General features: G+C 65.4%; 32 protein-coding genes. 18 read left to right on the top strand and 14 right to left on the bottom strand.

The window, feature by feature from the left end:
* Positions 1-59 precede the first annotated feature (59 nt).
* The 10 genes from ROZ00_00160 (at position 60) to slmA (ending at position 7,030) form a co-directional block, all read left to right on the top strand.
* Positions 60-326, top strand: coding sequence for an FmdB family zinc ribbon protein (locus ROZ00_00160; GenBank protein ID MDT3734623.1), 267 nt, complete (start codon positions 60-62; stop codon positions 324-326).
* Positions 323-943, top strand: a complete 621-nt coding sequence (locus tag ROZ00_00155) for a DUF502 domain-containing protein (GenBank protein MDT3734622.1) — start codon at positions 323-325, stop codon at positions 941-943. The genes ROZ00_00160 and ROZ00_00155 overlap by 4 nt, the downstream gene beginning before the upstream one ends.
* A 38-nt stretch (positions 944-981) precedes the next feature.
* Complete coding sequence (gene aspS / locus ROZ00_00150) at positions 982-2,784, top strand: aspartate--tRNA ligase (GenBank protein MDT3734621.1); 1,803 nt, start codon at positions 982-984, stop codon at positions 2,782-2,784.
* A gap of 12 nt (positions 2,785-2,796) precedes the next feature.
* Complete coding sequence (locus ROZ00_00145) at positions 2,797-3,180, top strand: ribonuclease domain-containing protein (GenBank protein ID MDT3734620.1); 384 nt, start codon at positions 2,797-2,799, stop codon at positions 3,178-3,180.
* Positions 3,177-3,620, top strand: a complete 444-nt coding sequence (locus ROZ00_00140; protein ID MDT3734619.1) for a barstar family protein — start codon at positions 3,177-3,179, stop codon at positions 3,618-3,620. Before ROZ00_00145 ends, ROZ00_00140 begins: the two co-directional genes overlap by 4 nt.
* Positions 3,617-4,057: a dihydroneopterin triphosphate diphosphatase gene (gene nudB, locus ROZ00_00135; protein MDT3734618.1), complete on the top strand. Its 441-nt coding sequence runs from the start codon at positions 3,617-3,619 to the stop codon at positions 4,055-4,057. Before ROZ00_00140 ends, nudB begins: the two co-directional genes overlap by 4 nt.
* 284 nt (positions 4,058-4,341) lie before the next feature.
* Complete coding sequence (locus ROZ00_00130) at positions 4,342-4,761, top strand: Hsp20/alpha crystallin family protein (protein MDT3734617.1); 420 nt, start codon at positions 4,342-4,344, stop codon at positions 4,759-4,761.
* A gap of 118 nt (positions 4,762-4,879) precedes the next feature.
* Positions 4,880-5,767 (top strand): acetylglutamate kinase, encoded by an 888-nt coding sequence (gene argB, locus ROZ00_00125; GenBank protein MDT3734616.1) that lies wholly within the window; start codon positions 4,880-4,882, stop codon positions 5,765-5,767.
* The gene (locus ROZ00_00120) at positions 5,764-6,414 is read left to right on the top strand and encodes a pyrimidine 5'-nucleotidase (GenBank protein MDT3734615.1); all 651 of its coding nucleotides are present in this window, start codon (positions 5,764-5,766) and stop codon (positions 6,412-6,414) included. The genes argB and ROZ00_00120 overlap by 4 nt, the downstream gene beginning before the upstream one ends.
* 19 nt (positions 6,415-6,433) lie before the next feature.
* On the top strand, positions 6,434-7,030 hold the full coding sequence (slmA, locus tag ROZ00_00115; GenBank protein ID MDT3734614.1) for a nucleoid occlusion factor SlmA: 597 nt from the start codon (positions 6,434-6,436) through the stop codon (positions 7,028-7,030).
* 3 nt (positions 7,031-7,033) lie between these two features.
* Here the strand turns inward: slmA and hemB are convergent, their stop codons facing one another.
* Both hemB and yihA read right to left on the bottom strand, forming a co-directional pair.
* Entirely contained in the window at positions 7,034-8,041 is a 1,008-nt protein-coding gene (gene hemB, locus ROZ00_00110) for a porphobilinogen synthase (GenBank protein MDT3734613.1), read from the bottom strand.
* A gap of 161 nt (positions 8,042-8,202) precedes the next feature.
* Positions 8,203-8,832 carry a ribosome biogenesis GTP-binding protein YihA/YsxC gene (yihA, locus tag ROZ00_00105; protein ID MDT3734612.1) on the bottom strand — a complete coding sequence of 210 codons (630 nt, stop codon included), beginning with the start codon at positions 8,830-8,832 and terminating at the stop codon, positions 8,203-8,205.
* 98 nt (positions 8,833-8,930) lie between these two features.
* Between yihA and ROZ00_00100 the strand changes: the two genes are divergently transcribed.
* The 6 genes from ROZ00_00100 to ROZ00_00075 all read left to right on the top strand — a co-directional run bounded on the left by ROZ00_00100 (position 8,931) and on the right by ROZ00_00075 (position 12,980).
* Positions 8,931-9,584 carry a c-type cytochrome gene (locus ROZ00_00100; GenBank protein ID MDT3734611.1) on the top strand — a complete coding sequence of 218 codons (654 nt, stop codon included), beginning with the start codon at positions 8,931-8,933 and terminating at the stop codon, positions 9,582-9,584.
* 122 nt (positions 9,585-9,706) lie between these two features.
* Positions 9,707-10,093 (top strand): hypothetical protein, encoded by a 387-nt coding sequence (locus ROZ00_00095; protein ID MDT3734610.1) that lies wholly within the window; start codon positions 9,707-9,709, stop codon positions 10,091-10,093.
* 10 nt (positions 10,094-10,103) lie between these two features.
* On the top strand, positions 10,104-10,604 hold the full coding sequence (locus ROZ00_00090) for a sigma-70 family RNA polymerase sigma factor (protein MDT3734609.1): 501 nt from the start codon (positions 10,104-10,106) through the stop codon (positions 10,602-10,604).
* Positions 10,601-11,362 (top strand): anti-sigma factor, encoded by a 762-nt coding sequence (locus tag ROZ00_00085; protein ID MDT3734608.1) that lies wholly within the window; start codon positions 10,601-10,603, stop codon positions 11,360-11,362. The genes ROZ00_00090 and ROZ00_00085 overlap by 4 nt, the downstream gene beginning before the upstream one ends.
* Before the next feature lie 53 nt (positions 11,363-11,415).
* Positions 11,416-12,351 (top strand): protein-methionine-sulfoxide reductase catalytic subunit MsrP, encoded by a 936-nt coding sequence (msrP, locus tag ROZ00_00080; GenBank protein MDT3734607.1) that lies wholly within the window; start codon positions 11,416-11,418, stop codon positions 12,349-12,351.
* A complete protein-coding gene (locus tag ROZ00_00075; GenBank protein ID MDT3734606.1) occupies positions 12,351-12,980 on the top strand; it encodes a protein-methionine-sulfoxide reductase heme-binding subunit MsrQ in 630 nt (209 codons plus the stop codon). The genes msrP and ROZ00_00075 overlap by 1 nt, the downstream gene beginning before the upstream one ends.
* On the opposite strand, the gene ROZ00_00070 is transcribed toward ROZ00_00075, so the two are convergent.
* From ROZ00_00070 to bioB, 3 genes are read right to left on the bottom strand one after another with little or no spacing between them, the layout of a single operon-like run.
* Complete coding sequence (locus tag ROZ00_00070; GenBank protein ID MDT3734605.1) at positions 12,962-13,117, bottom strand: hypothetical protein; 156 nt, start codon at positions 13,115-13,117, stop codon at positions 12,962-12,964. The two genes, ROZ00_00075 and ROZ00_00070, sit on opposite strands and share 19 nt — an antisense overlap.
* Complete coding sequence (locus ROZ00_00065; GenBank protein MDT3734604.1) at positions 13,114-13,917, bottom strand: methyltransferase domain-containing protein; 804 nt, start codon at positions 13,915-13,917, stop codon at positions 13,114-13,116. Before ROZ00_00065 ends, ROZ00_00070 begins: the two co-directional genes overlap by 4 nt.
* A complete protein-coding gene (gene bioB / locus ROZ00_00060) occupies positions 13,917-14,894 on the bottom strand; it encodes a biotin synthase BioB (protein MDT3734603.1) in 978 nt (325 codons plus the stop codon). Before bioB ends, ROZ00_00065 begins: the two co-directional genes overlap by 1 nt.
* Before the next feature lie 57 nt (positions 14,895-14,951).
* On the opposite strand from bioB, the gene ROZ00_00055 reads away from it, so the two are divergent.
* Complete coding sequence (locus ROZ00_00055; protein ID MDT3734602.1) at positions 14,952-15,647, top strand: ComF family protein; 696 nt, start codon at positions 14,952-14,954, stop codon at positions 15,645-15,647.
* Here the strand turns inward: ROZ00_00055 and ROZ00_00050 are convergent, their stop codons facing one another.
* The 7 genes from ROZ00_00050 to ROZ00_00020 form a co-directional block, all read right to left on the bottom strand.
* Positions 15,648-16,790 carry a tetratricopeptide repeat protein gene (locus tag ROZ00_00050; GenBank protein ID MDT3734601.1) on the bottom strand — a complete coding sequence of 381 codons (1,143 nt, stop codon included), beginning with the start codon at positions 16,788-16,790 and terminating at the stop codon, positions 15,648-15,650.
* A gap of 10 nt (positions 16,791-16,800) precedes the next feature.
* Positions 16,801-17,634, bottom strand: a complete 834-nt coding sequence (locus ROZ00_00045; GenBank protein MDT3734600.1) for an AAA family ATPase — start codon at positions 17,632-17,634, stop codon at positions 16,801-16,803.
* 25 nt (positions 17,635-17,659) lie between these two features.
* On the bottom strand, positions 17,660-19,327 hold the full coding sequence (mshL, locus tag ROZ00_00040; protein MDT3734599.1) for a pilus (MSHA type) biogenesis protein MshL: 1,668 nt from the start codon (positions 19,325-19,327) through the stop codon (positions 17,660-17,662).
* Positions 19,328-19,391: 64 nt separating this feature from the next.
* The gene (locus tag ROZ00_00035) at positions 19,392-19,826 is read right to left on the bottom strand and encodes a hypothetical protein (protein ID MDT3734598.1); all 435 of its coding nucleotides are present in this window, start codon (positions 19,824-19,826) and stop codon (positions 19,392-19,394) included.
* On the bottom strand, positions 19,811-20,497 hold the full coding sequence (locus ROZ00_00030; GenBank protein ID MDT3734597.1) for a hypothetical protein: 687 nt from the start codon (positions 20,495-20,497) through the stop codon (positions 19,811-19,813). The genes ROZ00_00035 and ROZ00_00030 overlap by 16 nt, the downstream gene beginning before the upstream one ends.
* Positions 20,494-21,180, bottom strand: a complete 687-nt coding sequence (locus ROZ00_00025; protein ID MDT3734596.1) for a PilN domain-containing protein — start codon at positions 21,178-21,180, stop codon at positions 20,494-20,496. Before ROZ00_00025 ends, ROZ00_00030 begins: the two co-directional genes overlap by 4 nt.
* Positions 21,177-21,860: an agglutinin biogenesis protein MshI gene (locus ROZ00_00020; protein ID MDT3734595.1), complete on the bottom strand. Its 684-nt coding sequence runs from the start codon at positions 21,858-21,860 to the stop codon at positions 21,177-21,179. Before ROZ00_00020 ends, ROZ00_00025 begins: the two co-directional genes overlap by 4 nt.
* A 24-nt stretch (positions 21,861-21,884) precedes the next feature.
* On the opposite strand from ROZ00_00020, the gene ROZ00_00015 reads away from it, so the two are divergent.
* Positions 21,885-22,121 (top strand): hypothetical protein, encoded by a 237-nt coding sequence (locus tag ROZ00_00015; GenBank protein MDT3734594.1) that lies wholly within the window; start codon positions 21,885-21,887, stop codon positions 22,119-22,121.
* Between the two features lie 69 nt (positions 22,122-22,190).
* Here ROZ00_00015 and ROZ00_00010 read toward each other — a convergent pair whose 3' ends face one another.
* A complete protein-coding gene (locus ROZ00_00010; protein MDT3734593.1) occupies positions 22,191-26,012 on the bottom strand; it encodes a hypothetical protein in 3,822 nt (1,273 codons plus the stop codon).
* A gap of 3 nt (positions 26,013-26,015) precedes the next feature.
* A partial coding sequence (locus tag ROZ00_00005) for a hypothetical protein (protein ID MDT3734592.1) occupies positions 26,016-26,452 on the bottom strand: 437 nt, incomplete at its 5' end.

Genomic DNA, 26,452 nt, shown 5'->3' with positions numbered 1-26,452 from the left:
AGATTTTGGCTTTCGGTGCAATTGCTTAAGTTATAATTCCGTGTTTTTTGGAGACTGCCATGCCGATCTATGAATATCGCTGCGGCACCTGCGGGTTCCAGAAGGAATACCTGCAGAAGCTCAATGATGCCCCACTGACGACCTGCCCCGAATGCGGCAAGGAGACTTTCAGCAAGATGCTCACTGCTGCAGGCTTTCAGCTCAAAGGCAGCGGGTGGTATGCCACTGATTTCAAGGGTTGCCCGACCAAGACTGAGTCAAAACAGGAAGGCGACAAAGCCCCGGCGCCAAGTTGTAACGGCTGCGCCTGTGCTGGCAACGGATGAAAAAATACTTCATCACCGGCTTGCTGATCTGGGTTCCCCTGGCGATCACCGCCTGGGTGCTGGCGCTCATCGTCAAGACGATGGACCAGACGTTGCTGCTGCTGCCCGCCGCAATCCGACCAGAAAACCTGCTGGGCGTCTACATCCCCGGCATCGGCGTGATCGCCACGCTCCTGATCGTGTTCCTCACCGGGCTGGTCACCGCCAATATCATCGGTCAGCGTCTGCTGCGCTTCTGGGAGGGTGTGCTATCGCGTATTCCGGTGGTCAAGTCGGTCTATTACAGCGTCAAGCAGGTATCCGATACCCTCTTCTCGTCAAGCGGCGAGGCATTTCGCAAGGCGTTGCTCGTGCAATACCCACGGGAAGGCATATGGACCATCGCCTTCCAGACAGGCCAACCGGGGGGCGACGTCCTCAACCACCTGCCCGGTGAATACGTCAGCGTCTACGTTCCAACCACCCCCAATCCCACTTCCGGCTTCTTCCTCATGCTGCCGCGCAAGGACATCATTGAACTCGAGATGAGCGTCGACGAAGCCCTCAAGTACATCATCTCGATGGGGGTCGTGGCGCCCCCTCTGCGCAATTCCGCCGGACGGGCACAGAATCAATAACGCGCCGCCATCGCGGCTATTTTCCTGGGCACCTTGAAATGCGTACTCACTATTGCGGCCTCGTCAATGCCGCCCACCTCGACCAAACCGTTACCCTCTGCGGCTGGGCGCACCGCCGCCGCGACCACGGCGGCGTCATCTTCATCGACCTGCGCGACCGCGAGGGGCTGGTGCAGGTGGTGTGCGACCCGGACCGCAAGGAGACCTTCGCCACCGCCGAGCGTATCCGCAACGAGTTCGTGCTGAAGATCACCGGCCTGGTGCGCCGCCGCCCGGAAGGCACCGCCAATCCCAACCTGACCAGCGGCGAGATCGAGGTGCTGGCGCAGGACATCGAGATCCTCAACCACGCCGCCACGCCGCCCTTCCAACTCGACGAGGACAACCTGTCGGAGAACGTGCGCCTGACGCACCGCGTGGTCGACCTGCGCCGCCCGCAGATGCAGAGGAACATGATGCTGCGCTACAAGGTGGCGATGGCCTTCCGCCGCTTCCTCGATGCACAGGGCTTCATCGACATCGAGACGCCGATGCTGACCAAGTCCACCCCCGAGGGCGCGCGCGACTACTTGGTGCCCTCCCGCGTGCACGCCGGCCAGTTCTTTGCCCTGCCGCAGTCGCCGCAGCTGTTCAAGCAGATGCTGATGGTTGCCGGCTTCGACCGCTACTACCAGATCACCAAGTGCTTCCGCGACGAAGACTTGCGTGCCGACCGTCAGCCGGAATTCACCCAGGTCGATATCGAGACGTCCTTCCTGACCGAGACCGAGATCACGGCAATCATGGAAGAGCTGATCCGGACTGTGTTCAAGGAAACCCTGAACGTCGACCTGCCGAATCCCTTCCCGCGCCTCAGCCATGCCGAAGCAATGGCGCGCTACGGCTCGGACAAGCCGGACCTGCGCGTCAAGCTGGAATTTACGGAACTCACCGATCTCATGAAGACGGTGGACTTCAAGGTCTTCCGCGCTGCGGCCGGACTGGCCGACGGGCGCGTGGCAGCCCTGCGCATCCCGGGCGGCGGCAGTTTCACGCGCAAGGAGATCGACGACTACACCGCATTCGTCGGCATCTACGGCGCCAAGGGCCTCGCCTACATCAAGGTCAACGAGAAGGCGAAAGGCATCGAAGGCCTGCAGTCGCCCATCCTGAAATTCCTGCCGGCGGACATCGTCACTCAGATCATCGAGCGCACCGGCGCCGCAGACGGCGACCTGGTATTCTTCGGCGCCGACCGCGCCAAGGTCGTTAACGATGCCCTGGGCGCATTGCGCGTCAAGATTGGTCACGAGAAGGGCGCGGCAGGCGGCTATCTGGAAACCGGCTGGCGGCCGCTGTGGGTGGTCGATTTCCCGATGTTCGAATACGACGAGGAAGACAAGCGCTGGGTGGCCCTGCACCATCCCTTCACCTCGCCCAAGGACGGCCACGAGGCGTTCATCGACACGGATCCCGGCAAGTGCCTGGCCAAGGCCTACGACCTGGCCCTCAACGGCTGGGAAATCGGCGGCGGCTCCGTGCGTATCCATCGCGAGGAAATCCAGTCGAAGGTGTTCCGCGCGCTCGCCATCGGCGCCGAGGAGGCCGAGCAGAAATTCGGCTTCCTGCTCGACGCCCTCAAGTACGGTGCGCCGCCGCACGGCGGCCTCGCGTTCGGCCTCGACCGCATCGTCACCATGATGACCGGCGCCGAGTCGATCCGCGACGTGATCGCCTTCCCGAAGACCCAGCGCGCCCAGTGCCTGCTCACCAACGCGCCCGGACCGGCCGACGAGAAGCAGCTGCGCGAGCTGCATATCCGTCTGCGCCAGACCGAAACCCCAAAGCCCACGGCAGACTGAGAACCGGCCGGCGTGATGCTGCGCCTTTGTTTTTTGCTGCTGTCGATTCTCGCCGCGGGCCCGGCCACGGCGCGTGAACCATATGTCGCTCAAGGCATTCCGTCGGTCCAGGCCGCAGCCCTCCCCGGCGAAGCCCGGCAAACGCTGACACTGATCAAGCAGGGCGGTCCCTTTCCCTACCGCAAGGACGGCTCGGTCTTTGGCAATTTCGAGCGGCGACTGCCCGCCCGTCCGCATGGCTACTACCGCGAGTACACCGTTCCAACCCCCGGATCGCGCGACCGCGGCGCACGGCGCATCGTCGCCGGACGGGGCAACACGGGCGATGTGCGGACTTCGGGGGAGTATTATTTCACCAACGATCACTACCGCAGCTTCCGGAAGATACGCGAATGAGCCAACAGCGCTACGCCGCCCTCCTCCGCGACCTTGCCCGCTGCGGTGTCTATCACACGCCCCCAAAAGGCATGCCTGATCTGCTGGCCGCAGCCGACAAGTCCGGCTTTGCCATTTGCTGCATCGATCTTTCCGCAGTACGCGACAAGAATGCGCTTTTCGAACGACTGGCGACCGCCCTCGAGTTTCCCGACTGGTTCGGCCACAACTGGGATGCGCTCGCCGACTGCCTCGGCGATCTATCCTGGCTGCCGGCGGATGGCTACCTGATCCTGCTGGAGCACTGCGACGGCATTCGCGCCAGCCACGGCGCAGATTTCGCCACGGCGCTCCAGGTTTTTGCTGCCGCTTCCGATGTCTGGCGCGATGAACGCGTGCCGTTCTGGGTGCTGGTGGACATGCACGCCGACGGCATCGCCTATCTGCCGGGGCTCGATTGAAGAAGCCGGTCTCCGTCCTGGTCCTGATCCATACCCCCGACCTCGAGGTGCTGCTGCTCGAGCGCGCTGCCCACCCGGGGTTCTGGCAGTCGGTGACGGGCAGTCAGGAGGGCGACGAACCCCTCCTGCTCACGGCAGTACGCGAAGTTGCGGAGGAGACCGGTATTTCTTCCCGACCGAAGGACTTGGCCGACTGGCGTCTCACCAACCGCTACGAGATATTCCCGGAATGGCGATATCGCTATGCACCCGGCGTCACCGAAAATGTCGAGCATGTGTTCAGCCTGCTGGTGCCGGCGCCGGACCAGGTCACCGTCGCCCCCGACGAGCACCTCGGCTACGTATGGTTGCCCTGGCAGGAGGCTGCGCGCAGCGTATTCTCCTGGAGCAACCGGGACGCCATCCTCATGCTGCCACACCAAATCAAGCGGGCTTGACGGATTCGTCAGCCAGCATTTTCTCCAGGCATTCCGGGCAGTAGCAGCCCTTGCCGGCCTCGGGCAGGGACTTCAGGGGTGGCAGCTCGGCACACCAGCAACGAGGCAGGCCGGCCTTCATGCCGCAGATAAAGGTCCGGCCGCATCCGGGACAAGCCGAGGCAGACTCGCAACTGTTTGACATGATATTAATTTTGCTTCCGAGCCGCCCCCTCTTGAAATGACGCCGGGCTGCCCTATATTGAAACCATGAGTCTAATCCCTAACCGTTAATAGGAGACATCATGGCCAATATCACGCGTTCCGGTTCAGACCCCTTCGACGACTTCTTCCGCGGCTTCTTCGTGCGGCCGGTCGACTTTGGCAGCCCTGTTGATGTGCCCTCCATCAAGATCGACGTCAAGGAACAGGGTGACGCCTACAAGGTGCACGCCGAGCTGCCGGGCATCCGGAAGGAGGATATCCACGTCAACATCGACGGCTCCGTCGTTTCGATCAGCGCCGAGCGCAAGCAGGAGAAGGAAGTCAAGGAAGGCGAGCGTGTCCTGCGCACCGAGCGTTATTTCGGCAAGGTCTCACGCAGCTTCCAGCTCGGCCAGGACATCGACGAGTCGAAATCCGCGGCCAAGTTCAACGACGGCGTGCTCGAGTTGACGCTGCCGAAGAAAGCCGCTGCCGCTGCCAAGCGACTGACTATCGACTGAGCCCCGATCCGGCCCCGGCCCCCTTCCTCCTCGAAGGCCGGCCACGGCGGGAAGCTTCGGCTTCCCGCTTTTTTTGCATAAGGCTTAGAATTCCGCATTCACCGGAATCTGGGCCATCATGACCGACACTACCCTTTCCCCGGCAGTCGAAGCCGGCATTCTCGCCGCCGCCCTGCCCTATATCCGCCGCTTTCAGGACAAGACCATTGTCGTCAAATACGGCGGCAATGCCATGACAGACGAAAATCTGAAGCACTGCTTCGCGCGCGACGTGGTTCTGCTGAAACTGGTCGGCATGAATCCGGTGGTCGTGCATGGCGGGGGGCCGCAGATCGACGATCTGCTCAAGCGCGTCGGCAAGCAGGGGCAGTTCATCCAGGGCATGCGCGTCACCGACCCCGAAACCATGGCGCTGGTCGAAATGGTCCTCGGCGGCCAGGTCAACAAGGAGATCGTCGCCCTCATCAACCAGCACGGCGGCAAGGCGGTCGGCTTGACCGGCAAAGATGGCAGCTTCATCCGCGCCAGGAAGCTGCTCATGCCGAACAAGGACAACCCGACCGACATGCTCGACATCGGACAGGTCGGCGACATCACCGCCATCGATCCGAGCCTGATCGCCTTCCTCGATTCCGGCGATTTCATTCCCGTCATCGCACCGATCGGTGTCGGCGAGGATGGCGAATCCTACAACATCAATGCCGACGTGGTGGCGGGGAAGCTGGCAGAAATCCTCAAGGCAGAGAAACTGGTGCTGCTGACCAACACGCCTGGCGTGCTCGACCAGAACGGCAAGCTTCTCACCGGACTGACGCCGAAGCAGATCGACGATCTCGTCGCGGACGGCACCCTCTCCGGCGGCATGCTGCCGAAGATCGGCTCGGCGCTGGACGCCGCACGCAGCGGCGTAAGGAATGTTCACATCATCGATGGTCGCGTCGAGCACGCCCTGCTGCTGGAAATCCTCACGGACCATGGCGTCGGCACCATGATCAAGAGCAAGTGAGCTCGGCAGGCAGACGGGTCTGGCTGTTCGACCTCGACAACACGCTGCATGACGCCGACCCGCACATCTTTCCGCACATCAATCGGGCCATGACGGCCTACGTGGCACAGCAGGCCGGCCTCGACGAGACGGCAGCCTCGGCCTTGCGCGAAACCTATTGGCGACGCTACGGCGCCACGCTGCTGGGACTGATGCGCCACCACGGTACGGATCCGCACCATTTCCTCCACCACACCCACCAGTTCGACGACCTTTCCGGCATGGTGGTCTATGAGCGGGCACTGCACCAGGTCCTGCGCCGGCTGCCCGGCGCCAAGATCGTCTTCTCCAATGCCCCGCGGCATTACGCCGAGGCAGTGCTCGACATCATGGGCGTGCGGCAGGCGTTCGATGCCGTCTGCTCGATCGAAAACATGCGCTTCCGGCCCAAGCCCGGGATCCACGGTTTCCTGCACCTGGTCCGCGAGCACCGCCTCGATCCATCGCACTGCATCTTGGTCGAGGACAGCGCGGAAAACCTGAAGACCGCCAAGCGGCTCGGCATGCGCACAGTCTGGATCAGCCGCGAGGCACGCCGCCCCGCCTGGGTCGACCTCAGGCTAAAATCCGTGCTCGAACTGCCGCGCCGCATAGGCGCGCTGGGATAACAAGGGAGCGAGGAAGACAATGGCCGCCAGATCGGGGGAACGCAAGCTGCAGATCCTGCAGACCATCGCGGAGCTGCTGCAGGATCCCAGGGGAGAGAAAATCACCACGGCGCTCCTGGCCAAAAAGCTGGATGTCTCGGAAGCTGCGCTCTACAGGCATTTCGCCAGCAAGGCGCAGATGTACGACGGCCTTATCGAGTTCATCGAGAACAGCCTCTTCTCGGTCATCAACAAGATCGGCAGCGAGGAGCAATCCGGCGTGAAGCAGGCCGAGTTGATCGTCGCCCTGCTGCTGGGGTTTGCGCAAAAGAACCGCGGCCTGACGCGGGTGCTGATCGGGGATGCCTTGGTAAACGAAGACGACCGCCTGCAGGCGCGCATCAACCAGTTGCTCGATCGCGTCGAAGCCGCGCTCAAGCAGGCCCTGCGCATCGCCGCCACCAGCAACGAGCTGCCGCAGGGCGAGGATGCCGCGGCAGCAGCCAACCTGTGCCTGTGCTACGTCATCGGTCGCTGGCAACTCTTCGTCAAGAGCGGGTTCACGCGCGAGCCGATGTCGCACTGGCCGCAGCAGTGGCCGATGCTGCTGGCCGGTTGCCTGTCGCAGCCGGCGTAAGCGTTACTTCCCGTCCCTGAGCCACTTCGCCGCATCGAGGGCGAAGTAGGTGAGGATCGCGTCGGCACCGGCGCGCTTCATGGACAGCAGCGCCTCCAGCGCGCAGGCCTTCTCGTCGATCCATCCGTTCTGGCCGGCCGCCTTCAGCATGGCGTACTCTCCGCTCACCTGATAGACGCAGGTCGGCACCTTGAACTCGTCCTTCACGCGGCGCACGATGTCCAGATAGGGCAGACCGGGCTTCACCATCACCATGTCCGCACCCTCGGCGATGTCGAGGCCGACTTCCCGCAGCGCTTCGTCGGTGTTCGCCGGGTCCATCTGGTAGGTGTATTTGTTGCCCTTGCCGAGATTGCCCGCCGAGCCGACGGCGTCGCGGAAAGGCCCATAGAAGCTCGATGCGTATTTGGCGGAGTAGGCCAGGATGCGCGTGTAGATCTGCCGCTGGCCATCCAGTTCGGCACGGATACGTCCGATGCGCCCGTCCATCATGTCGGAGGGCGCCACCACGTCGACGCCGGCTTGCGCATGGTTCAGCGCCTGCTTCGCCAGCACTTCCAGCGTTTCGTCGTTGAGCACATAGCCTTCGTCGTCGATGAGGCCATCCTGTCCATGGCTGGTATAGGGATCGAGTGCAATGTCGGTAATCACCCCGAGTTGGGGAAACTCCCTCTTCAGCGCTTTCACGACACGCGGGACCAGGCCATCGGGGTTGTAGGCTTCTTCCGCGCCCAACGATTTCAGGGACTGATCGATCACCGGAAACAGCGCCAGCGCCGGCACGCCGAGCTGCGCCGCCTCTTCCGCCACTTTCAGCAGCCGGTCGAGGGAATGGCGGAAGACGCCCGGCATGGAGCCCACCGGTTCGGCGATGCCCTTGCCCTCCAGCACGAACACCGGATAAATCAGATCGTCGGCCGTCAGATGATGCTCCCGCATCAGCCGGCGAGAGAAATCGTCGCGGCGCATGCGGCGCATGCGTGTCGAGGGGAAAACGCCTGATAAGCTCATGGTTTCTTTATAAGAAAAACATTTAATTCGCGTTTAAAGGAACTTGCGGGGAAGATTTTCGCTCAGAAACGCCAGATGGTGTTGAACCGTCTCCCGCTTCACCTCCCTGAGCGGGTGCCTTAATCAAGTTAAGGCGTTTCTGCCCCCGGTTTTTCTCCCCTTTAGCCGGGGGCACTTCTTTTTTCCGCCGCCGCTTCGTCGGGGACGAGCCAACTGCCGATGATCTTCTCCGCTTCTTCTACACCGGATTTCTTCAGGCTCGAGAAAAGTTGCACGCTCACCTGATCGGCCCATGGGGCCAATTCCGCGCGGGCGGCTTGCAGGGTTTTCGTCGCTTCGGTGCGCGTCAGCTTGTCCGCTTTCGTCAGCAGGATATGAATCGGCTTGCCGGTCGGACCGAACCACTCGAGCATCTGGCGATCGAGATCCGTCAGGGGCCGTCGCGCATCCATGATGAGCACCAGGCCGCAGATGCTGGTGCGCGTCGACAGGTAGGCGGCCAAAACGCTCTTCCAATGACGGCGTATCTTTTCCGGCACGTCGGCATAGCCATAGCCGGGCAGGTCCACGAGGAATGCTCCGTTGCGCAGCCGGAAAAAGTTGATCAGTTGCGTGCGCCCGGGCGTCTTGCTGACGAAGGCCAGCCGTGTCATTCCCGCCAGGGTATTGATTGCGCTCGACTTACCGGCATTGGATCTGCCTGCGAAAACGATTTCCGCGCCAGAGGGAGCCGGCAGGTCGCTCAGTTTTTCAGCAGAGATCGCGAAAACCGCATTGGCAAACAGGGACATAGGGCGGGCAGACAAGCGCCTGCAGGACATGATGCAACAGAGGTAAGTTGGTATAGAATAACAGTTTTTTAGAATTCAGGCCTCGAGGAGTCGTACCCATGGTTCATCGTTTCATCACCCTGTCGCTGGCCCTTGCCTTGGCCGCGACGGCTCAGGCCACCGACAAGCCCGTTTCTGCTGAAACTGCTTCCACCAAGGTTGACGCCGCCAAAGGCCAGCAAGTCGCCGCGCAGATTTGCGCCGCTTGCCACAATCCGGACGGCAACAGTACCGTCGCCGCCAACCCCAAGCTCGCCGGCCAGCATGCTGACTATCTCTACAAGCAGTTGAAGAACTTCAAGGCCGACGGCGGCAAGCCTGCCGAGCGAAACAATCCCATCATGGCCGGCATGGTCGCCGCGCTCACCGACCAGGACATGAAGAACGTCGCTGCCTGGTACGCCAGCCAGACCCAGAAGGGCGAGCAGGCCAAGGCGCAGGCCATCGAGGCCGCCCAGAAGCTGTATCGCGCCGGCGATGCCGCCCGCGGCCTGCCCGCCTGCGCCGCCTGCCACGGCCCGGCCGGCGCCGGCATTCCCGCCCAGTACCCGCGCATCGGCGGCCAGTTTGCCGAATACACCGAGGCGCAACTCAAGACTTTCCGCAGCGGCGAACGCGCCAACGATCCGAACAGGATGATGCGCGCCGTTGCCGCCAAGATGTCCGACGTAGAAATCAAGGCCGTTTCAGACTACGTCGCCGGTCTGCGTTAAGTCTATTCAAGCATTCGAACAAAAGGGGTGGCGGTTGCCACCCCTTTTTTCTTCTGTCGGGGAATAAAAAGGGGGGCGCACTTGTTTATGCGGTGTAGTCCCCAACCCCAACAGGAGAAATCATGTACAAAAAAACCCTCTGCACCGCCCTGGTTGCGCTCGGCCTGTTGGCCGGCTGCGCGTCCTACGAAACCCGCCCTGCCGCACCCGCCCGCATGGAAGGCGGCGTCTTGATCGGTGCCAACGGCATGACGCTGTACACCTTCGACAAGGACGCCGTCGGCAGCGGCAAAAGCGTCTGCAATGGCCCGTGCGCCGCCAACTGGCCGCCGCTGTTCGCCGCCGAGGCCGACCGCGCCTCCGGCGACTGGTCGATCGTGACGCGCGACGACGGTAAGATGCAATGGGCCTTCAAGGGCAAACCGCTCTACTACTGGATCAAGGACCAGAAGCCCGGCGACCGGACCGGCGACGGCGTCAATAACGCCTGGCGCATCGTCAGGGAGTAGACTCTTTTCGATGGGTCGCCAGGACATCGTCGCCGAAATCCCCCGCCTGCGCCGCTATGCGCGCGCGCTGACGGGGGATGTCGTGCGCGCCGACGACCTGGTGCAGGACACGCTGGAGCGCGCGCTCGGCAAATGGTCGCTATGGCGGCCGGGCAATCTGCGCGCCTGGCTGTTCTCCATCATGCACAACCTGTTCGTAAATCAGGCGCGCGGTCCGCGCCTGATCGACTACCCCGGCGACGAGGCCCTGCCCGACCTGCCGACGCGGGCCACCCAGAGCGACGCGCTGGAACTGCGCGATTTCGCGCACAGCCTGGCACGGCTGTCCGAGGAGCAGCGCGAGGTGCTGCTGCTGGTGGTGCTGGAGGACCTTTCCTATGAGGACACCGCAAAAGTGCTCGGCGTGCCCGTCGGCACGGTCATGTCGCGCCTGTCGCGTGGGCGCGAACGGTTGCGCGCCCTGCTCTCCGGAGACGAACCGGCCGAGCCCCAACTGAAAGTCGTCAAATGAGCGCCACCCCCATCAGCGAACGGGAACTCCACGCCTACGCCGACGGACGGCTGGATGCCTCGCGCCGCGCCGAAGTCGAGGCGTGGCTCGGCGAGCATCCCGAAATGCGTCAGGCCGTGGCCGAGTGGCGCCTCCAGGGAGAGCGCATTCATCGCGCTTTCGATCCCGTGCTGGACGAACCCGTGCCGGCGCGCCTCATGGAAACCGCGCGCGCCTCCCGCCGCATGCCGCCGCTACGCCTGGCCGCGGCGGTCGCCTGGCTTGCCGTCGGTGGCGTGGTCGGCTACGCCGTGCGCGGCTACTTGCCCGCCGCCGCGCCGCAGCCCACCGCCTCGCTGCCGCGCCAGGCGGCACTGGCGCATGCCGTCTTCAGCCCCGAGATTCGCCACCCGGTCGAAGTCGGCGCCGCCGAGGAAACCCATCTCGTCGCCTGGCTGTCGAAACGGCTGGGCGCGGAACTGAAGCCGCCACGGCTGTCGGCGCAAGGCTTCGAACTGGTGGGTGGCCGTCTCCTGCCCGGCGAAGCCGGCCCGGTGGCGCAGTTCATGTACCAGGATGCGCGCGGACAGCGCCTGACACTGTACGTGCAGCGCGATGCGCAGGACAGCCGCGAGACCGCCTTCCGCTATGCGCGGGAAAACGGCATCGGCGTGTTCTACTGGCTGGACGGGCGCTTCGGCTATGCCCTTTCCGGCGAAATGGACAAGCCGGACCTGCTGCGCATCGCCACCGCCGTTTACCAGCAACTGAATCCGTAAGTTTTCGCGGGACCGGCCGGTCTACTCGGCATGTTCCCCACAGAAAGGCCGCCATGCTGATCAAGCGACCGGACGATATCGCCCCTTCCGAGATCACGCCGCGCGAATTGTTCGAGCGGCGACGCGCCTTCATCAAGGCCGCCGGCGCTCTCGCCCTGGCCGCCGGGCTGCCGACCGAGGCCTGGGCGCGCGAGGCCTTTACCGGCCTGCAGAAGAGCCCCTATAGCACGCTGGAGCCGCCGAACAGCTTGCGCGACATCACCACCTACAACAACTTCGTCGAGTTCGGCTTCGGCGGCAAAAGTCAGCCTGCGGAACGCGCCGGCGCCATGAAGACGCGGCCGTGGACGGTAAGCGTCGAGGGGCTGGTGCACAAGCCGCGCACCTTCGCCATCGAGGATGTCTTCAGGATCGCCCCGCTGGAAGAGCGCATCTACCGCCTGCGCTGCGTCGAGGGCTGGTCGATGGTGATTCCCTGGGTCGGATTTCCGTTCGCCGCCCTGCTAAGGCAGGTCGAGCCGCTCGGCAGCGCAAAGTACGTCGAGTTCGTCACCCACATGGACCCGGAGACCATGCCCGGGCTGCGTTTCTCCTACCTCGACTGGCCATACGTCGAAGGCCTGCGCCTCGACGAGGCGCTGCATCCGCTGACGATCATGGCGGTCGGCCTTTACGGCGAGGAACTGCCCAACCAGAACGGCGCCCCGCTGCGCCTCGTCGTGCCGTGGAAATACGGCTTCAAGAGCGGCAAGTCGATCGTGAAGATCCGCCTGACCGACAGGGAGCCGAAGACGACCTGGAACCTCGCCCAGCCGGACGAGTACGGCTTCTACGCCAACGTCAATCCGGAGGTCAGTCACCCGCGCTGGAGCCAGGAGAGGGAGCGCCGCATCGGCGAGTTCTTCAAGCGCAAGACGCTGCCCTTCAACGGCTACGCCGACCAGGTCGCGCAGCTCTATGCCGGCATGGATCTGCGAAAATATTATTGATGCAACCGAACCCGCAGCAGATTGGCGCCCTCAAGGCCGCGCTCTTCGCCTTCTGCCTAATCCCGCTGGCGCAGCTCGGCTGGCTGGCGTGGACGGACGGGCTCGGCGCCAATCCGATCGAGTTCATCACGCGCCACCTCGGCACGTGGACCCTGAACTTCCTGCTCATCACCCTGGCGGTGACGCCGCTGCGCCACCTTACCGGCTGGCATTGGCTGATCCGCCTGCGCCGCCTGCTCGGGCTCTACGCCTTCTTCTATGCAGCACTGCATTTCATGACGTATCTCTGGCTCGACCAGTTCTTCGACTGGGCCGCCATCCTCAAGGACATCGCCAAGCGCCCCTTCATCACCGCCGGTTTTGCCGCCTTCGTCCTGCTGGTGCCGCTGGCGGCGACCTCGAGCGCGGCGATGGTCAGGCGCCTCGGCGGCCGGCGCTGGACGCAACTGCACCGCGGCGTCTACGCCATCGCCATCATCGGCGTCGTACACTATTGGTGGCTGGTGAAGAAGGACATCACGCTGCCCCTGCTGTATGCCGTGCTCCTTGGCATCCTGCTCGGCTTCCGCGCCCTGCGGCTACTGAAGGAAAGGCAGCGCCAGCTGGCGGCCTACTCGAGATCGCGCTGATTGCGCAGGAAGCGCGCCTTCTGCTTGGCCCGGCTGGCCTTTTTGCCGCGCAGTTGATGAGCGCCGCCCTTCTTGAGCAGGGGATCGACCGCAACGGGATTGCGCGGCCTGATGCGGCGCTGCTTGGCTCTTTTCATTTCTTGAACTGGATGATGGCGCGGCCGTCCGCCGTGGTCTTCGGCTCGGCCTTCCAGGCATGACCGTAGACGATCTCGAAGGTGGCCGGCAGGCGTCCTTCGCGCCGCTGCGCCTGCCAGGAACGGAAGACGCGCCGCCCCTCGCGAAAGCCCAGCGGCCCGAGCAGGCCGTCGCGCACGCCGAGCAGGCGCTGGTCTCGCAGCAGGCCGCGCGGACTGGCATAGGAAAGCTCGATCTTCTCCATGTCCATCACCGGGTCCGCGAAGCCGGCCGCCAGCAGCATGTCGCCGAGGTCGTGCATGTCGTGGAAGCGCCGCAGTGTCGTCGCGCCCGCGGCGCGCAGCTCCTTCAGCGTGTCCGGCCCGAGGGCGCTGAACATCAGCAGGCCGCCGACCTCCAGCACGCGCTGCAGCTCACGGAAGGCCGGTAGCGGATCGTCGAGCCAGTGCAGCATGAGATTCGACCAGACCAGACCCAGCGTGCCGCCCTTGAGCGGCAGCGCCCGCACGTCGGCGGCAACGCAGCGCGGCGCACGGCGGCGCAGCCGCCCCAGCCAGGGCGTACGGCGGGCAACCTCGGCGAGCATCGCCGGCGCGTAGTCGACCGCCAGGGGCAGGGCCTGCGGATAGCGCGCCTGCAGGGCGCGGATGCCATCGCCGGTGGCGCAGCCGATGTCGGCGATACGGGCGGGCGCGAGCTTGACGTATTCGAGCCGCGCCGTCATGCGCAGACTGACTTCTTTTGCCAGCACGGCGGCTTCATCGTAGGAAGCGGCCGCCCTGGAAAAGCGAGCCCGCATCAGATGGCGTTCAGGCCCAGCCGCTCGAAGAGCTTTTCGTCGCGCCCGGCTTCGGGATTGCCGGTGGTGAGCAGCTTGTCGCCGTAGAAGATCGAATTCGCGCCGGCGAGGAAGCACAGCGCCTGCAGTTCATCCGACATTTCCTGGCGGCCGGCGGACAGGCGCACGAGACTATTCGGCATGGTGATGCGCGCCGCCGCGATGGTGCGCACGAACTCGAAGGGGTCGATCGGCTCGGCATTCGCCAGCGGCGTGCCCGGCACCGGCACCAGGTTGTTGATGGGCACGGACTCCGGCGGCGGATTCATGTTGGCCAGCTCGGCGATCAGGCTGGCGCGGCTGCTGCGCGTCTCGCCCATGCCGACGATGCCGCCGCAGCAAACGTGGATGCCGGCCTCGCGTACCTTGTTGAGCGTGTCGAAGCGATCGGCCTGGCTGTGGGTGGTGACGATGTTGCCGTAGAACTCCGGCGCGGTATCGAGGTTGTGGTTGTAGTAGTCGAGGCCGGCCGCCTTCAGTTGCTCGGCCTGGCCCTCCTTGAGCATGCCCAGCGTCACGCAGGTTTCCAGGCCGAGCGCCTTCACGGCGCGGATCATCTCGCTCACCTGCTCGAGGTCCTTGTCCTTCGGCCCGCGCCAGGCGGCGCCCATGCAGAAGCGGCTGGCGCCCTTCTCCTTGGCGGCCTGGGCGGCGGCCACCACCTCGTCGATCTCCAGCAGGGATTCCTTTTCCAGCCCGGTATGGTGGCGCGCCGCCTGCGAGCAGTAGCCGCAGTCCTCCGAGCAGCCGCCGGTCTTGACCGACAGCAGGGTCGAGCGCTGCACGCTGTTGGCATCGAAATGGGCGCGGTGCACCTGCTGGGCCTGGAACAGAAGATCGTTGAAGGGCAGTTCGAAAAGCGCCTGGATCTCGGCGACAGTCCACTTCTTCTGTTGATGTGAGCCCTTGCTCACGCGCTCGGCGGCGGCTGTTTTCATGGCGGGGAAATGCTTCGGCTAGAATCGGAGTGGGGATGATCGTTCAAGGGGTGGGGCTTGTCAATTTACCGGACGACAATTCGGGCGCTGTCCCGCCTGCTGCCGCAGGACTGCACCGTCTGCGGCAAGGGCAGCGGCGAGCGCCTGGTCTGCGCCGCCTGTGAGGCCGATCTGCCGCATCTGGCCGGGCCGCTCTGCCCGGTCTGCGCCCTGCCCGCAGCGGAGGACGCCGTCTGCGGCGCCTGCCAGGGTGCGCCGCCGCATTTCGACGCGACGACAGCCGCGTTCCGCTACGCCTTCCCGGTCGAGCATATCGTGCAGGGGCTGAAGTACCGGCATCGGCTGCCCCTGGCCGGCTGGCTGGCCGAGACGCTCATGGGCCGCGTCGCTGCGGCCGGGGTTGACTGCCTCATCCCTCTGCCCCTCTCGGCACAGCGCATGCGGGAGCGCGGCTTCAACCAGGCCCAGGAAATCGCCCGGCCGCTGGCGCGACGGCTCGGCCTGCCGCTCGTCTCCGATGCCTGCGCCCGTGTGCGCGACAGCGCACCACAGGCCAGCCTGCCGTGGAAGGAACGCCAGGCGAACATCCGCCACGCCTTCGAATGCCGCCTCGACCTGACCGGCAAGACCATCGCGGTGGTCGACGACGTCATGACCACCGGGGCGACGCTGAACGAGTTCGCGCGCACGCTGAAGCTGCACGGTGCCGCACGGGTGGAAAACTGGGTCGTGGCAAGAACCCTGGCGAACTGATTACTGCAGTTGCCTGAGCTTCTGCTCGACGAAGCGATCCAGTTCCGCCGAGAGCGCACCGCTGGAACGCGCCCGCTGGAACGCTTCGCGCGCCTCCGCAGCACGGCCGTCAGCCTCCAGCGAGATGCCCAGGCCCATCCACCATACGCCGGCCTGGGGAGCAAGGCGCAGGGCGGCCTGGTACTCCGTCACCGCATCCTTGTGCAAAGTCAGTCGCTGCAGCACGGCGGCATGCAGCGCATGAAACTCGGGATTGGCGGCAGATGCGCCACCCCTCGCCTTCTGCAGGGTGTCGGACGCGCCACGCAGATCGCCCCGCTCAACCTGGATGCGCGCCAGGCGCATCGCCAGTTGCGGCTGGCCGGGCAGCAGGCCGAGGCCCTCCCCCAAGATCGCCTGCGCATCGGCAAGGCGCTGCTGTTGCAGCAGCAGGTTGACCAGGGCCAGACGCGCATTCACATGTGTCGGCTCCGTCTGCAAGGCCGCGCCGAATCCGGCCAAGGCCTCGTTCTGGCGCCCCTGGTTGAGCAGCCCAAGCGCCTTGCGGTATTCGCTTTCCGCCCGCTCCTTGGCGGGAACATTGCGCACCTTCTTCTCGATGACCGCAGGGGCGGGTTTTTCGGCGCGTGCGGGCTTGGCATGACTGCTTTCCTGTACATCGCGCGGCAGCGTCAGTGAAGTGGCGACCTTGAGTCCGCTCTCGACGGCTTCGGCATCGGCTTTGGACGGCACGGGCGCCGGCACGACTTGTGCCTTGGTCTCGGGCAAGGCTTTCGGCGCTTCCGCAACCGGAGCGGGGGACGCCTGGGCCGGCGTATCCAACTTGGCAGGGGTTGCGGCAGGTTCAGCCGTGGCAGCCGCAGGTTGGGCTGGCGCCGGAGGAGCGGGAGGCGTCACGGCAGTCACGGCAATCGGCTTCGGCGCTGCGACGGGTGGGAGCGCTGCCGGCTGTTCCTGCAATTCCATCCAAAGCATGCCGCCCGCCACCAGGATTGCCGCCCCCGTCACGCCCGTCACGACGGCCCGCAGCAGGCTGGTTTCCCGTGCTGCCGGCAGCGGCCGCACGTCCTTCGACAGCGCGCTGCCCTGCTCGGCGGCGCGACGCGCCTCCAGATCCTGCAGCATGCGGTTGATGAGGCTCATGCGGGACTTGTTACCAGAACGCCCAGCGCGGCATGCGCACGCCCTCGGTATCGCCGATTGCCGTCTTCACATGTCCGGCCGTCACCTGCTGGCGGCCCTCGCCGTAGGCGGAGAGCAGCGCCTTGTGGGCCAGGATGTTCACCAGACGCGGCGTGCCTGACGTGACCTTGTGGATCAGGCGGCTGGCGCCTGGCTTGAAGACGCGCTCGCCGCGGTGGCCGGCCACATGCAGGCGATGGGCGAGATACAGGTCCATCTCGTTGCGCTTCAGCCCGCCCAGCCGATAGCTGAACGAAATCCGCTGGCGCAGCTGGCGCACGGAAGGATTGGCAAGCTTCGTGTCGAGTTCCGGCTGACCGAAGAGGACCAGTTGCAGCAGCTTGCGTTTCTCCGTTTCGAGGTTGGAGAGCAGGCGCAGCACTTCCATGGTTTCCAGCGGCATCGCCTGGGCTTCGTCCAGGCAGACCACTACGGATTTGCGCTGCGCCGCGATGCCCATCAGGGTCTGGTTGAGCGACTTGAGCAAATGATACTGGTCGGCATCCCGCGGCAGATCGACACCCAGTTCCTCGGCCAGCGCCAGCAACAGGGTGCGCGGCTCCAGATAGGGATTGGGCAGGTAGGCCGTGACGAAATCACCGTCCAGCGCGGCAAGGAAGCGGCGGCAGAGCAGTGTCTTGCCGGTGCCGACCTCGCCGGTGATCTTGATGAAGCCCTCACCGCTCTTCACGGCGATGAGCAGGGTGTTGAGCGCCTCCTGGTGCGCAGTGGCGGAGAAGGCGAAGCTCGTGTCCGGCGTGATGCCGAAAGGCATTTCCGCCAGGCCGTAATGGTTGAGATACATGTCGGTCTCCCCCGAGAAAACCTGCTTACTGTCCCTGCACCTGCCGCGGCTCGGGCGGCACCATGCCCTGGAAGCGGTCGCGCGTGCGCTCAAGATCGTCCTGCCACTGCTTGTCGCTGTGGATCACGGTGGGCTTGATCAGCACCACCAGTTCCCGCTTGGTCAAGGATTTGTTGCCGTGCTTGAAGAGGCCGCCCAGCCCGGAGGCGACATCGCCGACGCCCGGCACCTTGCTCGTGCCGTCGCTCTGCGTTTGCTGCATGAGGCCGCCGATGGCCACCACATTGCCGTCGCGCACGCGCACGATGGTGTCGCTCTCGTTGATGGCGCTGGAGGCGAGCGGCAGGGTGAAGGTGCCGAGCGTGCCGAGGTCTAGGTTCTTGGTCTTTTCCGTGACCTGGCTCACCGAGGGACGCACGTGCAGGATGATGTTGCCGTCCTCGTCGATCTGCGGCGTCACGTCGAGGGCGATGCCGGAGAAGAAAGGCTGCACGGTGATCGTCGGCGAGGTCGTCGTGCTGCTGCCCGTCGTCGAGGAGGTCGTCGTCACGTTGGTGACGAAAAACTCGTCGGTGCCGACCTTGAGGACCGCTTTCTGGTTGTTGATGGTGGCGATGCGCGGACTGGAGAGCACCTGCACGCTGCCCTGCGTGTCGAGGAAGGACAGCAGGGCCGCAAAGCTGCCGGTCTGGAACGCCAAGCCGAGGATGCCGCCGCCGAGCGGCTTGGCCAGCACCTGGCCCAGCGTGGCGGCCGCGCCCGCCGCGGAGGTGGCGATCGATCCCGCCCGCGTCCCCGGCAGCGAACTGCCCGGCACGTTGAAGTATTCCGGATCGGCGCCGACCGAGAAACCGTGGTCGCCGTGCTTGTTGAAGGCCGCCCAGTTGATGCCCGCCTGGGCGCCCTCGGAGAGCTGCACTTCGAGGATCTTCGCCTCGAGCATCACCTGCCGCTCGACCGTGACGCGGGAAGCGCGCAGGAAGTTCTCCACTTCGCGCAGTTCGCCCGGCATGGCGCGCACCACGACCAGGCCGGCCTGCGGCGAAAGGACGACGCTGCGCCCGCCCTGGGCGCCGCCGATGATGACCTTGATCGCGGTTTCCAGTTCGCTCCAGAAATCGCTGCGGTTGCTGGTCGACACGAGGCTGCCGTCCAGCGACTGCGTGGTCTGTCCGCCGGTCGGCACGGGCTGCGGTCCACCGGTGGCCGACGGCGCGGTTCCTGTGGGATTCGAAGTGGTAATCGAACCCGACGTCACCCGTGTGTTGCTGCGGCCCTGTCGCAAAGAAGTCAGGTAGTTCACCTGGAAGACGCGCGACTGCATCGATACCGGATGGATGAAGATGCGGTTGCCCTGCACCCTGTATTCGTAGCCGTAAAGCTCGCGCAGGGCATCGAGCGCCTCGCCGATGGTGACATCCTTGAGGTTGACGGAGACGGCGCCCGACACTTCCGGGTGGACGACCATGCTGTAGCGCGTGCCGGAGGCGATGGCCATGAAAACCTGGCTGGCCGGCGCGTTGCTGACGTTCAGGTCGAAGCGCTGCTCGCGCGGCTTGGCCTGTGCGCCGACCCCGAGCGGCGACACCAGCGCCTGCTGCACGGCTTCGGGCGGCGGCGCCCTGCGGTTCTCCGTCGCCTGTTTCAGCTCGGAATCGATGGATTCCTTCACGATGCCGCGGCGCGGCCCCATGTCGCATGCCGCCACTAGGAGTGCAATGCAAATCAATATCAGCCTGTTCATGGCGCGTTCCCTGTCATTGTTTGGCGCCCGCCGGCTTGCCTGCCGGCGCAGCGCGCTGCTTTGTCCTGCTCCGGCTGATCTCCACATCGGGATGCAGCTTGAGCGTTTCCATCGAGCCGTCTTCCAGGCGCAGGACCACCTCGGTATCGCCGATGCGCTCCACCACCGCCGTACCCGCCTTGTCGCCGACTTTCACCAGTTCTCCGTTGATGAGCGCCTTGCGCGTCTTCCCGCTGCGCAAGATCGATTGCAGCGGATTCGACGACACCCCGTCCTGCGCCATGCCGCCCATGGCGGGATCGATCAGGTGCGCCGGCGGCCGGGTCGGATCGGCCAGCCCCTGCGCTGCGCCGGCAAGCGGCCAGACGATGCCTGCCGCCGCCAAGCCGGCCACGATCGTCAGATGCAGGGTTGCGATGTTCTTCACCATGTCTAAATGCTCAGCCATGTCTTGTCCAGGCTCAGCGTATATACGTTAAGCACCAGCCTGGCGCGCGGATACGTTTCCACCTTCATGTCCAGGCGCCCCCAGAAAATCTTCCACGGCATCTGCTCGATCTGCGTCACGTAGTCCAGCATGTCCGCATAGCTGCCGCTCAGCGTCAATTCCATGCCCTGGCGATAGAGCGCCTCCCCCGGGCCTTTGCCCTGCGCCGATGCGCCCTTGTCAGCGCCAGCCGTCCCTTCCGTCTTTCCCATGGCCTCCGGCGCGGTCGAGCGCAGGCTCACCAGTTCGAGGCGCTTGTTGCGCCGAAGCAGCTGCTCGAGCAGGCCGGCCATCTTTTCCGGCGGCACGATCTGCGTTTTGGCATTCTTCAACCGGTCGTCGATGGCGGCGATCCGCTTCTCCAGTTCCGCGATGCGCGCCCTGGCGGCGGCGTCCGGGTCCTGCTCCCGTTTGGCACGCAGCGTGGCCACCTCGGTTTCGGCGCGGGCAATCCCGGCCTGCTTCTCGGCGATGGCCCTCCCGATCGCGCCGCTCTGGCGCTGGGCCGGCGTGATGGCCAGCGTGTCCATCACCAGCAGCGCCATCAACCAGGCGGCGATCGACACGACGATGCGTTCCCTGCGGTTCAGTGCATCGAATCGGGCCAGCAGCTTCTTCAGCTTGTCTTTCATTGCATCCCGCCTCCGTGCTGCGCCCCAACCGCGGCGGACGACACCAGACGGAACTCGTGGAAAGGCACTTCGGCGCGCTGCCCTTCCGGTCGCGCCGGCGTACCGGCGACGCTCCCGGCAGCGCCGGCCTCGCCAGCCGGCTGCCTCACGGCGAACTGGGCGAATTTGCGCCCCTGCAGCAGCGGCTCGCGATTGAGCTGTGCGATGTAGGCCGGCACCAGGTCCGGGTTGAGCGCACGCCCGCTGATGGTCATCTCCCCGCTGTCCGCCGCGATGCTGAAGCCGGTCAGCCACACGCCGGAATGGGTCTGCCGGGCGAATGCGCGCATGTATTCCGAAAATCCGCCGGACGGCCCGCCCACATCCCGCGCCAGCGCAGCGGCCACCTGCTCGCGTGCCGCGGCCAGCGCCTCCAGCTGCTGCAATTTCTGCTCCAGTTCCGCGCTTCCCTGACGCCGGTCCACCTCGGACGCGAGGACCGTGCTTTCCTCGCGCAACTTGTCGAGCCGGTTGTCCAGCTCACGCAACTGGTCGCCGCGGCCGGTCGCCTGGTAAGTGAAGAAAGAGTAGGCCGCGATGGATAGGACGCAAACCGCCACCGCCCCGATGATCAGCGTGCGGCCGCAGAAGAACTCCCTGACGCTGCGCAGCGCGGGATTGTAGAGGTTGATCTGGCGGCTCATGGCCTGTTCCCGTCCCGCAGGGCGCTGCCAAGCAGCATCATGCGCTGCGCCTGCGCGGCCGGCTGGCGCAGCCCCGGCACTTTGCCCAGTTCCATCACGCCGCCCAGATCGGCCGTTTCCACGCCGACGTACAAGTTCTCGGCAAGGTACGGCGCCAGCCCTATTTCACCGGCAATCGGACTGACGACCAGCTTGCCCAGGCTGACGAAGGTAAATTGCCGCTCGAAGGTGTCGAGCGAGCGCTGCAGCTCGAGCCCGATGCGCTCGAACATCGCCTGCCGCTGCTCCTCCCCGGCGTCGACCAGCTGGTTCAGCGAAACGTCGATGCGCCGCGCCGACAGCAGCTCGCCGTGATAACCGAAGGTCAGGAGTCCGCCCGCGCTGGAAAAGCCGAGCATGGCGATGCTGCGGTCCTGCGCCTCGAAGAGCGCCGAGACATTGCGCTGGGCCATTTCGGGCACATCGATGGCGGCCAGATCGAGGCCCGCCTCCTGGAACAGGCGCACGTAGCGCCCGATGACGTCGTTGCTGGCAACGGCGACGTAGAGGAAGCGCGCCTTGGCGTCGCCCTTCTTGTCGGCGGGAATTTCGAGGATATCGAGCGTGGCCTGGTCGACGGGGAAATCGACCATGCCCTTGATGCTCCAGCGCAGCGCCTGCTTGAGTTCCTCCGCCGGCACATTGGGCGGCTCGACCTGGAGGAAATGATATTCGCCGATTTGCAGGTTCAGCGTGCAGCGGAAGGCGTCGAGCTTGAGCGACTTTCGCAGGCGAATGAGGGTGTCGAGTTCTCCACCTTCGCAGCGATAGGAATCGCAGATTTCGACCTGGGGGTGATCGCCTGTTCGTCTTATGACATTTGCAATACTGACCGCGCCGTCGGCGAATTCAAAGGCAAGCCACCCTTGTCTTTTCCCCGCCTTAAACAAATCCTGTCCTGACAATTAGTTAGCTAATGTCGTTAAGGTAGATTATCTGTTTCGCAAAGTCAATGAAATCCTTGTGGTTTCCTAGTAGTTTTCGCGCCGATACAACACCCTGTCGCGGAAGATGCCAAAGGTGGCGCGGGCCGAGGGGTTGTCGTCGTAGCTCGTATTGGCATTCGAATCGGGGTTGGCCAAGTCGTCCCAGCGTCCATACAGCCAGGGCAAGTTCGCTCCGCTGACGGGGGCGGTCGCCCCGCCGGTCGTCAGGCAGGTCGTTCCGCTGCCCGCTGTGCCAAGGTTGGCCGTCAGGGCGACGCTGCCCTGGTTGGTCGCCCCTGGCGGCGCCAAGCGCAGGGAATCTAGCCTGCCCGCCGTCATTGTCGTCACGCCGCCGAAGAAGGAGACGCTCGTCTCGCAGGCATTCAAATTCCCAGTCCAGCTGCCCATCGCCAGGTTGCTCGCCGCCAGTGTGCTGCAATTGTCCGCTGCATTGATTGCAAACGCCGTTCCTGTCCAATACTCGGCGCGGACCGGCACCGGCAGCGCCAGCAGGTCGGAGCCGGCCGCATTGAGCAGTCGCAGGCGGCCAAAACGGATGCTCATCGGCACCCCTACCGTCTTGGCATTGCAATTCGCGGCAGCCACGCAATCGGCTGCAGTCGTCGCATTCATGTCGAGGCCGGCCAGGGCCGGACCATCCGGATCGGCCACCTGCAGCCCCAATTGCAGGGAATCGTAAGGCCCGTCCGGGTTGTCCGGCGACTGTCTGCCGAAAACGGCGTTCGCCACGCTGATCGCCCGCTGGCCGTTGCTCCAACTGCCGGTCCCAAGGGTCAACCGGCCGGCGAGATTGCTGCCGCCATTCGCGTTTTCCGCCTGCCACGCAAGCGTCGCCGGCGCATAACCGCCGCTGGCGGGGTGGTAATTCCAGGTCTGGCTGCCGGCGCCATTTTGCGCCTCCACCGTCGCCCCGACCGTGAAAGGCTGGTTCATGTAAGTCAGGAGCGAGCCGCCGGTCGTGCAGGCCGGCGTGACCGCATGGCCGGCCTGCAGGCTGAAGCGGTCCGGCACGAAGCGGCCGACGCCCACGCTCGGCGAGCGGATTTCCCGCTCGGCGGCGCTGGAATCGGCGTTGTCCACCTCGGCGAAGGTGTCATCCACCAGTTGCAGATTGAAAGCGCCGACTTCGTTGTAGCTGGCGGCATCCGTGCGCACGGTCCCGCCGCTGGCGCTGAAGGAGCCGGCGGTGATATCCACTGCGCAGCCGCCGCCGTTGAGGCAGCCGGCGGGGATGGTATGCGAGGTGATGCTGGCCGCTGGCGAACCCGCATAGTTCGCCGTGACGGCCGGTGTCGCCGCGGCATTCCAGGCCGTGGCGCTAATGGTGAACGGCCGGCCGGCCTTGTGCACCGTGCCGCCGGGGACCGCAGTGTTGTCGAGCGTCCGGGCGATGCCGGCGGTTTGCCAGTCTCCGTCGGTCACCGCCACCCCGAGGGCGTTCGGCCGGATGGCGAAGCTGTCGGTCGAGCAGCGGGTGATGCCCGACGGCGGGCAGTTCGCCGCGTCGCACACGATCCTCGCCCGCACGTCCTTGTAGGCCTCGGCGACGGCAGGAATCGTGACGCCGGTGGAAGGGATTGCGCGGCCGGCGGCAAAGCTCACGCTGCCCACCGCTATGTTCGTCACCGGCGTGGCAATCGGGCAACGCGTCGTGGCGTCGATATCACCGGATGGGACTACGCCGACGCTCGCCACCAGGCTCACGGTGGCATTATTGGCAAAACCGGCCTCGAGGGTTCCGTCCGCCTTCAGGGCGACAAAATCCAGAGCGAAGGGCAAACCGGCTATCTTGGTTCTTATCCGGTCGTAGTTGGCGGTGGGCGGGCTACAGCGGGGCGACGCAACCTCACAGGCGTTGAAGCCGCCGGGGCTGACCGAAGGCACATAGGGCCGCAGCGCCAGGACGTGCGTAGCGCCGGCATCGGCATTGCCGGCCGCCGTCGCCGTCTTCGCCCCGGTGGCCCCCGCCGCCGCCTGCAACACCCGGTTGCCCTCGATCGCCTGGCCGGTGGCGTTGTTGGCCCCGCTCGGCCGGTCGAAGGATTCCGTCATGCCGGCCGGCGGCGTCCATGTGCGCGAGGAGGCGAAGGTGTGCGACGTCACGATCATCGCATTGGCCACCGTCGTCGCGACGCTCGGCGTCGCATGCGACGTCGAGCTCGGCGTCGCCTGGCCGTTCTCGACGTCGATGGGCGTGATGGTGTTGACGTTATAGAAGGCTTGCAATCCGCCCACAGCGTAGCCTGCCCCGCCGAAGCGCCAGACATAGCTGGCCGGTTCCGCCGCTCCTGCGACGCGCAGGAACACTTCCAGGGAATTCGAGGTCGGCCCGGCATTGTCGATCCGTCTTATGGACGTCCAGCCGGCGGGCGGCGTGATGGTGGCGGTAGAGGGCGTCACGCCGACAGACGCAATCATTACGTCATCGGCCGCCACCGTACCGGGCCGTGTCAGGGTCAGCGCCCGCGCGGGACGCAGCGCCAGAATGTGCGCCGCCCCGGCATCGGCATTGCCGGCGGCCGTCGCCGTCTTCGTGCCGGTAGCCCCCGCCGCCGCCTGCAGCACCCGGTTGCCCTCGATCGACTGGCCGGTGTCACTGTTGGCGCCGCTCGGCCGGTCGAAGGATTCCGCCATGCCGGCCGGCGGCGTCCACGTGCGCGACGAGGCGAAGGTGTGCGACGTCACGACCATCGAATTGTCGATGGTCGTGACCACGCTTGGCGTGGAATGCGTCGTTCCGCTCGGTGTGGCCTGGCCGTCCTCGATGGCGACCGGGCTCGCCGTGTCGATGTTGTAGAAGGCCTGGACGCCTCCGACCGTGAAATTTACGCCCGTCGCGGTCCAGATGTAGCTCGCCGGCTCGGCCGCTCCGGCCACTTTGTAAAACACAAGCAGCGAGTTCGACGTCGGTCCGGCATTGTCGATGCGCCGCACCAGTGTCCAGTCTGCCGGGGTCGGCACGCTGGCGGTCGACGGCGTCACGCCGATCGAGGCGACCAGCACGTCGTTCTGCACGACTCCGGCGGGGCGCGCGATGGTCAGGGTGGTCGCCGGATTCGACCGCAGCGCCAGGATGTGCGTTGCCCCTGCATCGGCGCTGGCGGCGGCCGTCGCCGTCTTCGGGCCGGTGGCGCCGGCCGCCGCCTGCAGCACCCGGTTGCCCTCGATCGCCTGGCCGGTGGCGCTGTTGGCACCGCTGCGCCGGTCGAAGGATTCCGTCATGCCCGCCGGCGGCGTCCACGTCCGCGAGGAGGCGAAGGTGTGCGACGTCACGATCATTGCATTGGCCGCCGTCGTCGTGACGCTCGGCGTCGCATGCGACGTCGAACTCGGCGTCGCCTGGCCGTTCTCGACGTCGATCGGGGTGGCCGGGTCGACGTTGTAGAAGGCCTGGATGCCGCCCACCGTGTAGCTGCCGCCGCCGACAGACCAGGCATAGGAAGCCGGCTCGGAAGCCGTCGCCAGCTTGCGGTAAACGGCCAGCGAATTCGAAGTGGGACCGGCGTTGTTGATGCGGCGAACCAGCGTCCAGCTGGCATCTGGCGGCGTCAGCGTGGCACTGGACGGTGTCACGCCGATCGAGGCAATCAGCATGTCGTTCGCCACCACGCCGGCAGGCCGGTTGATGGTAAGGGTCGCGCCCGTCGTCGCCGCCGACTGGCTGGAACGATAGGTGGCGACCGCTGCGGCGGCCGCGGCCGATGCCGAGGCCCGATAGGTGGGGCCGGCGGCCGCTGCGGAAGTCTGCGCCCGGAAAGTGATGGTCTGGGCCTGCACGAGCGGCGCCGTCCCTGCCGCCGCCAGCAGGACGCCAAGGACAAGACGGCCCAGATAAGCAGGTCCCATGCTTCAGTTCTCCACCGTCGCGCTCACCCGCCGCTCGACATAGCTGTCGCCGGGCGCGGGATTGGGGCAGACCCCCGCCCCGGTCGGCTGGTTGCAGGCGGTGGCGGCCAGCTGGTAGATCGTGACGGCGGCGCCAGCCTCCGTGTGGGCCGACGAAGCGCAGATCACCGTCACGCCGAAGTTGGCCAGTGGTCCGGCGGGCATGGCGAGATTCGTGGATGCCGCGCAGGTCGGGGTGCCGTCGAGCACCTGGTACCCCCCCCAGTCGATGCCCGACTGCGCCGCCGCATAGGCCTGCGCGCCGAGCACGTCCAAGCCGGAGGACTGCTGCTGCACGCTGAAGAGGCGCGCGGCGAAGCCGGCCAGGCCGGCCAGGATGACGATGAGGAAGATCGCCGTCACGATGGAGACTCCGCGTTGCCGACGCGCATAGTGTGCGC

Origin of the sequence: Denitratisoma sp., assembly GCA_032027165.1 — a bacterium.
Lineage (GTDB): Bacteria > Pseudomonadota > Gammaproteobacteria > Burkholderiales > Rhodocyclaceae > Desulfobacillus.
The sequence above is the reverse complement of the archived record's forward strand: the minus strand, read 5'-3'. Positions and strand labels throughout refer to the sequence as shown.